General features: G+C 38.4%; 8 protein-coding genes. 5 read left to right on the plus strand and 3 right to left on the minus strand.

Going from position 1 to position 13455, the window contains the following annotated elements:
• Positions 1 to 12: 12 nt before the first annotated feature.
• From XYLOR_RS12665 to XYLOR_RS12675, 3 genes are read left to right on the plus strand one after another with little or no spacing between them, the layout of a single operon-like run.
• Entirely contained in the window at positions 13 to 2139 is a 2127-nt protein-coding gene (locus tag XYLOR_RS12665) for a glycoside hydrolase family 97 protein (RefSeq protein WP_036880195.1), read from the plus strand.
• A 46-nt stretch (positions 2140 to 2185) separates the two neighbouring features.
• On the plus strand, positions 2186 to 4114 hold the full coding sequence (gene pulA / locus XYLOR_RS12670; protein ID WP_036880198.1) for a type I pullulanase: 1929 nt from the start codon (positions 2186 to 2188) through the stop codon (positions 4112 to 4114).
• Positions 4115 to 4126: 12 nt separating this feature from the next.
• Positions 4127 to 6052 carry a glycoside hydrolase family 13 protein gene (locus XYLOR_RS12675; RefSeq protein WP_036880199.1) on the plus strand — a complete coding sequence of 642 codons (1926 nt, stop codon included), beginning with the start codon at positions 4127 to 4129 and terminating at the stop codon, positions 6050 to 6052.
• A 1470-nt stretch (positions 6053 to 7522) separates the two neighbouring features.
• Here XYLOR_RS12675 and XYLOR_RS12680 read toward each other — a convergent pair.
• Positions 7523 to 8755 (minus strand): alpha/beta hydrolase family protein, encoded by a 1233-nt coding sequence (locus XYLOR_RS12680; protein ID WP_036880200.1) that lies wholly within the window; start codon positions 8753 to 8755, stop codon positions 7523 to 7525.
• 202 nt (positions 8756 to 8957) lie between these two features.
• Complete coding sequence (locus XYLOR_RS13480) at positions 8958 to 9557, minus strand: hypothetical protein (protein WP_051509011.1); 600 nt, start codon at positions 9555 to 9557, stop codon at positions 8958 to 8960.
• Between the two features lie 319 nt (positions 9558 to 9876).
• Between XYLOR_RS13480 and XYLOR_RS12690 the strand changes: the two genes are divergently transcribed.
• Positions 9877 to 11454, plus strand: a complete 1578-nt coding sequence (locus XYLOR_RS12690) for a sigma-54 interaction domain-containing protein (RefSeq protein WP_051509012.1) — start codon at positions 9877 to 9879, stop codon at positions 11452 to 11454.
• Positions 11438 to 11911, plus strand: coding sequence for a GNAT family N-acetyltransferase (locus XYLOR_RS13485; protein ID WP_051509013.1), 474 nt, complete (start codon positions 11438 to 11440; stop codon positions 11909 to 11911). The genes XYLOR_RS12690 and XYLOR_RS13485 overlap by 17 nt, the downstream gene beginning before the upstream one ends.
• Positions 11912 to 12324: 413 nt before the next feature.
• Here XYLOR_RS13485 and XYLOR_RS12705 read toward each other — a convergent pair whose 3' ends face one another.
• Positions 12325 to 13446: a hydroxymethylglutaryl-CoA lyase-like TIM-barrel protein gene (locus tag XYLOR_RS12705; protein ID WP_036880204.1), complete on the minus strand. Its 1122-nt coding sequence runs from the start codon at positions 13444 to 13446 to the stop codon at positions 12325 to 12327.
• Between the last annotated feature and the right edge of the window lie 9 nt (positions 13447 to 13455).

A 13455-nucleotide genomic window follows, 5' to 3' on the forward strand; every position in this document is an offset into this window, starting at 1 on the left:
TAGATATTAGAAATGAAAAAAATTATCACATTCGTTACATTTATGCTGTTGCCGCTGATGGTAATGGCACAAGAGATTAAATCGCCTGACGGGAATGTCAGATTGAAGTTCTATTTAGATAATGGCCGACCAACTTATGAGATGACTTATAAAGGTAAGGCGGTTATAAAACCTAGTCATTTAGGACTTGAACTGGCTAAAAATAAACATGCAAGTAAAGGCATGGACGAAACTGATTTGATGGATGGCTTTAATATTACAGATACTAACGAATCAACATTAAATGAGACTTGGAGACCGGTATGGGGTGAGACCGCTACTATACGGAATAATTATAATGAGTTGGCGGTAAATCTTAATCAGCCATCTAGTAATCGTAATATAACTATACGTTTTCGCGTATACGATTATGGAATGGGTTTGAGATACGAGTTTCCACAACAGAAAGATCTCAATTATTTCATAATAAAAGAAGAACATACTCAGTTTGCCATGGCTGGTGATCATAAAGCATGGTGGCTGCCGGGTGATTATGATACACAGGAGTACGAAACTGTAACGTCAAAGCTATCTCAGATAAGAGGATTGATGAAGTCGGCTGTTACCGGCAATTCTTCTCAGACCACATTTTCGCCCACAGGTGTTCAGACATCCTTGCAGATGAAGACCGATAATGGATTGTATATTAACATCCATGAAGCCGCTTGTGTAGATTATTCTACCATGAATCTGAATTTGGATGATAAGAATATGATCTTCGAATCGTGGCTTACGCCTGATGCTGAAGGACTTAAGGGATATATGCAGACACCATGCAATTCTCCTTGGAGGACTGTTATGGTTAGTGATGATGCCCGTGATATGCTTTCGTGCAAACTGACATTGAACCTAAATGAACCATGTGCCTTGAAAGATGTTTCGTGGATACACCCAATAAAATATTGCGGGGTATGGTGGGAGATGATAGTAGGCCGAAATTCATGGAGCTATACTAATGATTATCCATCTGTCAGACTAGGTGTTACTGATTATACCAAATGTAAACCTAATGGAACTCATGGCGCAAATAATGCAGATGTAAAGAGATATATTGATTTCGCAGCAAAGAATGGCTTGTCTGAGGTTCTTGTAGAAGGATGGAACCAAGGCTGGGAAGACTGGGTTGGTAATTCTAAGTTTGATGTCTTCGATTTTGTTACCCCTTATCCAGACTTTGATATTAAAATGTTGAATGATTATGCCCACTCTAAGGGTGTTAAATTAATGATGCATCATGAGACGTCTTCTTCTGCGATCAACTATGAGCGACATCTTGAAGATGCTTTCAACCTTATGAACAAGTACGGATATGATGCTGTAAAGAGTGGTTATGTAGGTGATATAATACCAAGAGGTGAGCATCATTATGGTCAGTTTATGAACAATCACTACCTTTATTGCCTAAAGGAAGCTGCAAAACATCATATTATGGTTAATGCACACGAGGCCACACGTCCTACAGGATTATGTCGTACATATCCTAATCTGGTTGGAAATGAGAGCGCTCGTGGTACAGAATATGAAGCTTTCGGAGGCAGCAGGCCTGATCATACGGTGGTTCTTCCTTTCACTCGTCTTCAGGGTGGACCGATGGATTATACTCCCGGCATATTCGAAACTCAATTGAAGACATGGTCTAAGAATACATCTTATGTACATACTACGCTTTGTGGCCAACTGGCACTTTATTTAGTGATGTACAGTCCTTTGCAGATGGCTGCCGATCTACCCGAACATTATGAGAAATATGATGATGCCTTCCAGTTTATCCGTGATGTAGCTGTGGATTGGTCTGATAGCAAATATCTTGAGGCTGAGCCGGGCGCTTACATCACAGTGGCCCGAAAAGCTAAAGGTACTGATAATTGGTTTGTTGGTGGTAAATGTAATGAAGACGGACATAGTGCTATGATTAAGTTTGACTTCCTGGATAAAGGTCGTAAATATAGATGTGACATCTACCAGGATGCAAAAGATGCAGATTATGAGAAGAACCCTAAAGCATATAAAATATCACACCGTATGGTGAAAAGGGGTGATGTCATAAATATAAAAGAGGTTCGAGGTGGAGGTTTTGGCATGGCTTTGTTCGCAAAATAGAATAGTGCTGTCATTGTCTAAAACAACCAATAATCTGATATAATACATGATAATCAAAAATATTATAATTACGAGCTTATTAACCTTAGCTTTTGCGCGCAATGCAGATGCGCAGCGGTTCAACGAATTGACATATAGCCCTACAAAGTCCGAATTTCGGCTTTTTGCACCTGATAGTGCTAAAAAGATAGTAGTGCGTATATATGATAGTGGTCTGGGCGGGAAACCGCTTAGAACCATTAAGATGCGCCATACTGCTGCAGACCGCTGGACGGCTTTGGCTAAAGGTAATCTGAAAGGTAAGTTTTATACATTTGATATATCGGGTGATAGAAAATCGTGGCACGAGACGCCCGGAGTTTTTGCTAAGGCTGTAGGAGTGAATGGCAGGCGTGCTGCTATTATAGACTTGCATGCTACTAATCCGGAGGGATGGAGTGAAGACAAACGTCCGGTTATAAAGTCGCCTGCAGATCTTGTAATCTATGAACTGCATCATCGTGACTTCTCTATTGATTCGTCTTCAGGACTGGTCCATAAAGGTAAGTTCCTCGCCTTGTCAGAACCAAAGGCTATTGCCTATCTTAAAGATCTGGGCATAAATGCGATACACATTTTGCCTTCGTTCGATTTTGCCTCTGTAGATGAAACTAAACTTAATCAACCTCAATACAACTGGGGATACGACCCGGTTAATTATAATGTGCCCGAAGGCTCTTATTCTACTGATCCTTATACACCTGCTACACGGATAAAAGAATTCAAGACTATGGTGCAAGCTCTGCATAAGGCGGGCATAAGGGTAATATTAGATGTGGTGTACAATCATACTTCTGATATAAGCCATAGTGCTTTTCAACTTACTTATCCCGACTATTTCTATCGTAAGACGGTGGATGGAAAATATTCTGACGGCTCTGGATGTGGCAATGAGACGGCTAGCGATAAGCCTATGATGCGACAGTTTATGATAGAATCGGTAAAGTACTGGATTAATGAATATCATATTGATGGTTTCAGATTCGACCTGATGGGGGTGCATGATATTGAAACGATGAACCAAATCCGCGCTGAAGTGGATAAAATTGATCCTACCATATTTATATATGGAGAAGGATGGAATGCCGGATCGTGTGCTTATTCGCAAGATAAACTCGCCCTGAAGGCTAATATGCAGAGTCTGCCACGTATAGCTGCTTTCTCTGATGATATGCGTGATGCTCTCAGAGGACCTTTCAGTGACGACCACAAAGGGGCGTTCTTAGCCGGAATACCCGGATCTGAAGAGAGTTTGAAGTTTGGCATTGTTGGGGCTATACAGCATTCGCAAGTTGATTATAGTAAGATAAATTATAGCAAGAAACCTTGGGCTAGCGAACCTATACAGCAGATTAGTTATGTGAGTTGTCACGATGATATGTGTCTTGTTGACCGTCTGCGCACTTCAATCCTGGGTATTTCTGAAGATGAACTTATCCGTCTTGATGAATTGGCTCAGACAGCTGTGTTTACATCTCAAGGTGTTCCGTTCATGCTTTGTGGCGAAGAAATGCTTAGAGATAAAAAAGGTGTGCACAATAGTTTTAACTCTCCTGATAGTGTAAATCACCTTGACTTGAATAATCTAAAAGAATATCCTCAGGTATTCTCGTATTATAAAAATCTGATTAAGTTGCGTAAAAATCATCCGGCTTTCCGTATGGCAAAATCTGATGATGTGCGCAGATGTCTCGAGTTTATTCCAACTCAGGCTTGTGTCGTAGCTTTCATGCTTAAAGATAATGCAGGCGGAGACATATGGAATAATATTATTGTTATTCTTAATGGTAACAAACAGGCGGTTGATGTGTCTGTGCCTCAGGCCAAATATACTGTTGTTGACTGTGATGGGATAATAGACGAATCAGGACTGAAAGTGATAGAAGAAAACGCGGTGACTGTAAATCCGCAGTCGGCTTTGATTATGCATAATTAAAACAATAAGGATATGAAAAAATCTGTTTTATTAGTAAGTTTACTTTTTAGTGCATTGGCAATGCAGGCATCAATTAAGATAGATCGTATTGAGCCAACCGACTGGTTTGTTGGGATGAAAGATGCGTCGCTGCAATTGATGGTTTATGGCAAGGATGTGAAAAATGCAAATGTCACTACCAGTTATGCGGGTGTACGCGTAGATAGTATCGTAAAGCTGGATTCGCCCAATTATTTATTGGTCTATCTTAATCTTAAAGGTGCAAAACCGGGTGAGATAACGCTCTATTTTGCTAATAAAGGCAGTAAGACGAAGGTAAAATATATGCTTAAATCGAGGGCAATGAAAGGTGATGAGCATGTCGGATTCAGTAGCACCGATGTGCTTTATATGCTTATGCCTGATCGTTTTGCAGATGGCAATGTCAAGAACGACCAGCTGAAAGGCATGAACAATTATAAGTGCGATCGCACAAAGCCGAGTCTACGCCATGGCGGTGATTTAGAGGGCATACGCCAGCATCTTGATTACTTCAATCAATTGGGCGTTACTGCATTATGGTTTACGCCGGTACTAGAAAATAATTCGCCTGATAATAATGATTATAGCACTTATCACGGATATGCTACAACAGATTATTATAATGTTGACCCTCGTTTTGGTAATAACCTGGAGTACAAACAGTTAATTGATGATGCACATAAGCACGGACTCAAGATAGTAATGGATATGATATTCAATCATTGTGGATTTGAACATCCATGGATTAAAGATATTCCATCAAAAGACTGGTTCAATTCTCCCGAATGGTTGTACACAGCCGGGGCTAACGGTCGTGATCCGATGACTGGCTTGGCCAACTCTGCACCCAAGGTTAATGATAAATACAAACAGACTAATTATCGTCTTTCTACCGTACTGGATCCTTATGCAAGTAAATTTGATAAGGACGAAACTGTAAATGGTTGGTTTGTGCCAACTATGCCCGACCTTAATCAGCGCAACCCTCATGTTATGAAGTATCTTATCCAGAATAGCGAGTGGTGGATCGAGACTGTAGGTATAGATGGCATACGCATGGACACATATCCTTATGCTGACTTTGATGGGATGGCAGAGTGGATGAAGACGCTGAATGCTGAATATCCTAACTTTAATATCGTAGGCGAGACATGGGTTGCCGAACCGGCTTATACAGCTACTTGGCAGAAAGACAGCAGATTGGCCAAGAAAAACAGTTATCTTAAGACTGTTATGGATTTCAGCTTCTATGTTAAACTGTCTGAGGCCAAGAATGAAGAGACGAATAACGAAGACACCGGTCTGCAGCGCATCTATAATAGTTTTGTGTACGATTATCTTTATCCAAATCCTCAGAACGTGATGGCTTTTATTGAGAATCATGATACAGACAGATTCTTGGGCGAAGGCCGTAATGTCAACATGCTTAAACAGGCTTATGCCTTGTTGCTTACCACTCGTAGAATTCCGCAGCTGTATTATGGCACAGAGGTGCTTATGAATGGTACCAAAACTGTTACTGATGGCAATGTGCGTAAAGACTTTATTGGGGGGTTCCCCGGCGATGCACGTAGTGCTTTCACTAGAGAGGGGCGCACGGCCGACGAGAATGATATGTTCGATTGGTTGAGCCGACTCTTGCATTGGCGCCAAGGCAACAAAGTTATCAGCGAAGGTTCTATGATACAATTTATGCCTCACAATGGTATCTATGCTTTTGCTCGTCAGAAGGATGGTAAAACTGTTCTTACGATACTGAATGGTACCACTAAGACCGAAATGTTTGATGTCAAGAGATATGCTGAGGTCATTGGCAGTGCAAAACAAGGTAGGGACATTTTAACCGATCGGGTCATCAATCTTGATGTGGATAACATTACGATGCAGCCCAGAGAGTCGTTGATTATAGAATTATAGCATTTCTGTTTTTCATTAGTTTGTTATTATGCTATAGTGATATGCTTCAGCATACGATGTGATATGCATTGCATACATAGAAATGAATTTTCTGTCGCTGTTACCTGTGATGTTTGTAACTTTCTGATAATATTCGTTATACAGAATTTTTGTATTTCGACTTTTAGCGTGGTTTTTTTCAATTTCATTGAGAGAGAGCCGCCTATATGTTTGTGTGCACTTGGTTATTGTTTTTTATGTTTTTCAGTCATCATAATCATCGTATTAGACTGACATTGTCTGATAAATAAACTTTACAGCCTGAGAACTAAACTTGACTGTCAGAGAGGAAGATATTGACAGTCATAGATTATGAGGCTGATTGTTTGGAGCTGACTTTCGCTTGTTTATCATTGACGGTTGCAAAGGTACTAACTTTCTTACAATCTTGCAATAGTTTCACCTACGAACTTCATTCTATACGAAAACACAACTTCAAAAATGGTCCTGAAATGCCTATGTATGCAGGCCTTTTGGAGATACCGCAAATTTCATCCTGGCAGAATTTTACGTGACCTCTGCAGAGCGATATGATGCAAAAATATATAAAAAGTCTCGGTCTCAAGTCTCAAATATGTCATTTAAGAAATCCCCTTAATAATTTTCCTGATGCTTAATTATAATATATAATAATATTATATATTATAATTATATTATTATTACATATTAATATTTTTTTAAAGTAAAGATTGAATCGATGTTTTGAGACTTTAGACCGAGACCTTTTTATAGTTTTTAGAATCTAATATACATGCATATGATGGTCTAATATATTTACAGTATACATTAGCGATTTATTTTTAATAGCTTTATTCTGCAACTTATGTCTCTCTTTAATTACCTTCCTTTTATGTTGATAATTTGTAAATTTTATTTATGGCATTAAATTCTCTGCGGTAACAACTTATTAGACTTTCCTCCAATTTATTTGAAAGAAACCTTAATGTATGAATAGCCGATCACTAACTTCTAGTCTCTAAAACGGTCTATAATTGTCTATAAATAGGGTTCTTCTTTAATTTATTTGAAAGAAAAACTTAATATGTTTATGGTCGGTAACTGACTTCTATTTTTCTAAAATAGCTTATGACTGTAAAGTAAACATATAACGAATAAAAGTTTTTCGTGAAAAAAGAATTTTTCTTCAAGTATATTGAAGAAAAACCCTTTGCTTTTGTAACAAACGGTTACTTTCTTATTTTGAATCCTTCTTAATTCAATATCCAAGTCTCTGAAATCATGCTAAATACTAGATTGTTATACTGTAATGACTCAACATGCAGCATGCAAATATCGGATGTTTCGACTATTAGTAATACATAGTTAAACTAATAGCAATATGTAAATATTGGTACTTTGTAAAATAAAATCAATTATTTTAACCTACGAAAATCTGTAACTTTTATCTATCAATAGATCTTTCCTGGGTAATTACAGTGACTTAATCCAGTTGGTAATATCTTCTAACACTTCCGGCGATATTGTTTCATCTATGTTTGCATATTCATCGGTCATGCCCGATTGGCAATGTTGAAAAAGATGATTTAATCCCGGGTATAGTTTTACCACGTTTTTGCTGTTTTTAGGCAACAGTCGTTTGATTGCTTCAAGGTTCAGACTACTTATCACTTGCACATCCTTGTCGCCGTTGATTGCCATCACCGGGCATATTGTTGATGAAATATCAGAATCCGGTTGATAGTTAATGAAATATTTTAACCATGTCATTTTTCCAGACATTACTTGTTCGCTGTAAGTTTTCACCGTCATGCTTGCCGGCTGGCCCATTTTTCCAAGCATTTTATTAACTTGAGCTACGAGAGCCGTATCTCCTTTTACTCCTATACCGGCCATGCTTATTACAAAGTCGGCCTCTCTTTTTGCACCAAGCATGAAGGCTATTGATGCTCCCTCGCTATGCCCAATTATTCCTATCTTGCTGAATTTCCCCATTTTTTGTAGCATCTTAATCCCTTCGGCAGCATCAGTCTCGAAATCTTTTGTTGTTGCGTTGCTGGCATCGCCTGTAGATTCTCCATAGCCGCGATCGTCATATCTGTAAGATGCTATTCCATGCCTTGCCAGATAGTCTGCTATCACAAGAAATGGTTTATGATCAAATACTTCTTCATCGCGGTTTTGACTTCCGCTTCCGCTTACCATTATTACGATAGGTACCTTCAAATCGTCTTTGTAACCGGATGGATATGAGAGCGTTCCTGTAAATTTTGCGTTAGCTGATGGGTTGTAAAATGTTATATTTTCAGTTTTATATCCTAAGGGTAACACTGGATTTTGAGGTCTGTTTCTAGTTACATTTCCTCTCGTTAGATCAAGCGGCAATGTGATTCCACCCTGACGAAAGGTTCCTCGTATTGTGTCTTCTTTCAGTTTGCCACTGTAAGACATGCTGATAGCAGGGATGCTCAAATTAACAGAATCTTTAGAAATGTAAATCAGGTTAGTTTCAATGCCTTTGGCTCCTTGGTCAGGACTGTCCATCAGGCATTTTATTTTGCCGGATGCTTCTTTCTGAAAGTGAAAAACTAAATTTAACTTTTGTGTTTTTACATCTAAAATTCCTTTCCACGAACCAGTTATTTCTTGTGCATATGCATAGCAAAAAACGAAGATTAGTACGGTGATAATTGTGATTCTTTTCATGTTATTATTATTTTACATAATAACGCTATTCTATTTAATATATTGTTGTGCTTATAAAATGTTGTTCGCCTTGCATATTACTTTTCTTGTTGTAGAATTGCTGTACATGTAGATAATAATCTAAAAATAGGTCCCCTGTTATCCGCTTTGATAGATAACGGAAGAGATGGTTCTATCGCCGATGCCCTTAGAGCAAGAAGCATCAATCGTCCCAACTATATCTTCTATTGAGTATAAACTTTTTCTTTAGGGGGTTAAATTCTTTATAAGGTTTCCAATGGTCAATAATATCAAATAGTCGTTTGATTGGTCTTTTATAGGTGTCTGGGTAATAGACGCTGTAAGCCAGCCATAATTTGTCTTTTGCAACATATTTACTATAGAAACTATAACCCTCTGTGGCATTATCATTCTCGTATAACTGTCCGGTAAGGATAAAACTGTCTTTATCAATGGTTTTGACTTTCGCATGAAGTTTGCGGGCAATAGAGTCTATACCACTTCTGGCATTTGCACTCCAGTTACGGCTTACTGTTGTTTCAAGGTCAATCTGGATCACATTTGAGAAACTGAACTTTGCATCGCCCGGGTATTCGCGAAGTGAGTCTGGCTCCTTCTCGAAGAAATCGGGATATTTTGCTTCGTAACCGAATAGGCTATCATTATATGTCTTCAGATGTGATGTGTTGATTATCTTCTCCAGTACCTCTTCAAAAGGTTTGTATTCTCGTTCCGAACTGACGAATCCTATATATATCAGGGAGATGATAACCATGAAAATAGTAATGAAAGAATACTTCATATTTTGCTTAGTTCATATCGTTACTGCAAAAGTATAAAGTAAATGGTAAATCATCGAAAAAAGATGCTGACAATTGTCTGATATTTTCCTGACATTCATCTAAGAGACTGATATGCAACAGCTTTACTTAAAGCAACAGTTCTTGACTATGAAGCGAAGTCGTTATTGATAGTTTTGAATGATGGATGTAATTTATGCATCAAAATGTTTATTTTTATATAAAAATTGTTGCAAATGTTATAAATATTTTGTACTTTTGTTGCATTATTGGTTGTATTAATCCGTTTTTGGTTTCAAAACGATAAAACAAAAACATTCTATGGTACATACATGTAATTATTCAGGAGACGCCTGTTATGGTAGAAAGGAACTCGACTTATTGTTGCAGTTAAGTGACATGCTTGGAGAAAAGGATTTAAATCTAGATTTTGCATTGGAAATATTAAGCAAGCATTTAAATGCGAACAGATCAATCTTAACAGTACAGAATCGTAATACGGGCCTGATAACAATTGCTGCCGGCTTCGGTATATCTGAAGAAGACAGGAAAAATGTGATTTACAAGGATGATGATTTAACCAGTCAGGTAATTGCTACAGGGCATACTATACTGGTGCATAAAGTAAAGGATGAACCCTCCTTCCATAATATTACTCATGGGCCTACTGTGAAAGATGGGCTTGACTATTCCTTTATTAGTACCCCCGTCATATACAAACATGAGATAATAGGTTCCTTATCCTTTTTGAAGTGCTATAAAAAAGACTATATGTTTGACCAGGATGCACGATTGCTAAAGGTGTTCGGTTGTATGATAGGACGGGCTTTACACCGACTTCAGGAATATGAGGAGGAGATGGAGCAACTGAAACAGGAAAACCAATATCTGAAACGAGATCTAAATACACATATTAATCCCGGTCACATTAAAGGGAAAAGCAGCAAGATGAGTGAGGTCTTCTCTTTGATTCAGAGTGTAGCCCCGACGGATTCAACAGTGTTGATAAGGGGAGAAAGTGGAGTGGGTAAGGAATTGATAGCAGATGCGATACACTTAAACTGTGCCTCAGAAAGAAAACGGCATCCATTTATCAAGGTTAATTGTGCTGCCTTGCCTGAAAATCTTATAGAAAGTGAATTGTTTGGACATGAAAGGGGCGCTTTTACTGGTGCCGACAAACAACGAATCGGGCACTTTGAGGCTGCTCAGGGAGGTACAATCTTTATGGATGAAATAGGTGAGATGACACTTTCTACACAGGCTAAACTATTACGAGTACTTCAGCAAAAAGAGATAATACACCTTGGAAGTTCTAAACCGATAAAGGTCGATGTCAGAATAATTTGTGCGACAAACGAAAATCTGGAAGAGCTCATCGGTGAAGGGAAATTCCGTGAGGATCTGTATTATCGTATCAATGTTTTTCCTATCTTTGTACCGCCGCTTCGTGAAAGAATCAATGATGTCCCTGTACTCGCAAACTTCTTTATTGAAAAATTTAGTAAGGAGTTACATAAAGAGATCAAAAGGATTACGACAACAGCGATCAGTATGTTGATGGTTTATAACTGGCCCGGAAATATCCGTGAACTGGAAAATTGCATTGAAAGAGCTTGTATCCTCAGTCAAGACGGGGTAATAAGAGCGCAGAATCTGCCTTCGACTTTACAGACGGCAGTGTCAACAGATACTCAGCAAAAGGGTACTCTGGAAATGATTCTGGGACGACTGGAGAAGCAAACACTTATTGATTCGTTGATTCAAAATAATGGCAACATGGCTAAATCGTCCTTGCAGCTAGGGATTACGGAACGGATGTTTGGTATTAGAATCAAAAAATACGGAATAGAACAACAAATGTATAAAACTAAAAAACAAGATGCAGATAGAATTTGAGATATGCGACTTTAACAATCATGAGCAAACGTCAGATTATGGACGCATGATAAATGAATATATGGTTCATCCGATGGGTGGTGAGACTCATGGACACAATGAGGATACCCTGTCAGAATTAATCAATGGCTTGAGAAACAATCCTTCAACAATCTGTTTCTTTTTGGTTGTTGATCATGCCAGAGCCGGAATTGCGACCTGTTTCGTAAACTTCTCGACATTCAAAGTGAAACCATATCTATATATCCATGATTTCTTTATCAGCGAGACTTTTCGTGGAAAAGGCCTTTCAACATATTTTCTTTCCCGTCTGATAGAATATGCAAAAAAACAGAAGTACTGCAAAGTTACTCTGGAAGTGCGTTGTGACAATCATATCGCTCAAAGCTTGTATACCAGTCTTGGCTTCAAAGATTGTGAACCGACGATGTATTTCTGGTCTAGATCTCTTGATTGATCCGATTTGACACTAATTTATATAAGGGTTTTAACCCGATAATCATCTTCCTGATTTCTTTATTACTTGGGGTCCGGTATCCAAAACCGTCTAAACTGCAGATAGACTCAAAACTATTGATTAGTTTTGTTGTACTGAACATATCATCAGACAATCTATTTTCGATATTACGGGCATAGTTAAATAACATGATTGGAGTATGACTGATGGGTAATTCATTGTAACTACTCATCAGAGAAACCATTAGTCGTTCAAAACAGATCGAAATGACTCCGTATAGAACATCATTACCAAACTTGCTATTCTGTAATAATGAATTAACAAGAAAGTTGTAATATCCTTCAGAAAACTTAAACATGCTGATTGCATTAAGCCTCATCTCATCAATTAATTTAATCTCATTACTCATAATCTTATATTTTAAGTTTGTTATATATATCTATAATCTCATGTTCCTTAAGATCTCTTCCCTGCAAATTTGACTTTTCTTTAATGACATCTAACACCTTGATACAGGTTTTTTCATCTATAGTCATACTGTGGACTTTGAAAAAGTGTTCAATAGAACTCTTTCCACTATGCATACCGTAAACAAAATCAGATTCCTGACGGCCAACCATCGCTGCAGGAAATAACTGGTATGTGTTGCGATCTTTAAGGAGACAATTCACATGTATTCCACTTTCGTGACGTATGATATCCCTACCTGTTATTGGTTTATCAGCCGGTATTTTATGATGAGTAATGTCGGCACACAAATGTGATAATCTTGTAAGTACTGTTGTATCAATATCACAATCAATATTCGCGGATAATTTTAGTGCCATTACAACCTCTTCTAGAGCTGCATTACCAGCTCTTTCACCAATACCATTGATCGTTACACTAAGACAGTTGGCACCCGACATATATGCAGAAACAGTATTTGCCGTGGCCATGCCGAGATCATTATGGGCATGTATTTCTATTTCTAAAGAAGATGCTGATTTATGTACTTCCTGCACTAATCGGCTAGTGGTAAAGGGGTTTAGTATCCCAACAGTATCGGCAAGTCTTACTCTGGATGCTCCACAACGTTCTGCTTCAGATACAAATTCTCTCAGAAACTCCATATCTGCACGACCGGCATCCTGTGCGCCAATAGTAACATACTCAAATTCAGACAAAGATAGAGAGATCAACTCTCTCAGCTTCTGTAGAATCCATGTGTGATCCTTATCCATTGCTTTTTGCAAAATGGATGAAACGGGAAATGAGATATGCACTCCGTTTACATGACTCAGGACAGATTTGCGTATATCCCGTTCATTTGCTCTGCACCAGGCTAATCTTCTAAAATGAAAATTATGTCCGGCTATCACAGCCAGATCGTTGACTTCATTCTCACTCATTGCCGGAATGCCGACTTCAAGTTCTGGCACTCCGGCTTTGTCGAGTAAATCACATAAAGCCAATTTCTCTGATAGCGAGAAAGCTAAACCTGGAGCTTGCTGGCCGTCTCTTAGGGTTGTATCTATCAAATATGGCTTATCCATTTTTCGTTT

Origin of the sequence: Xylanibacter oryzae DSM 17970 (genome assembly GCF_000585355.1) — a bacterium.
Classification (GTDB): Bacteria; Bacteroidota; Bacteroidia; order Bacteroidales; family Bacteroidaceae; genus Prevotella; species Prevotella oryzae.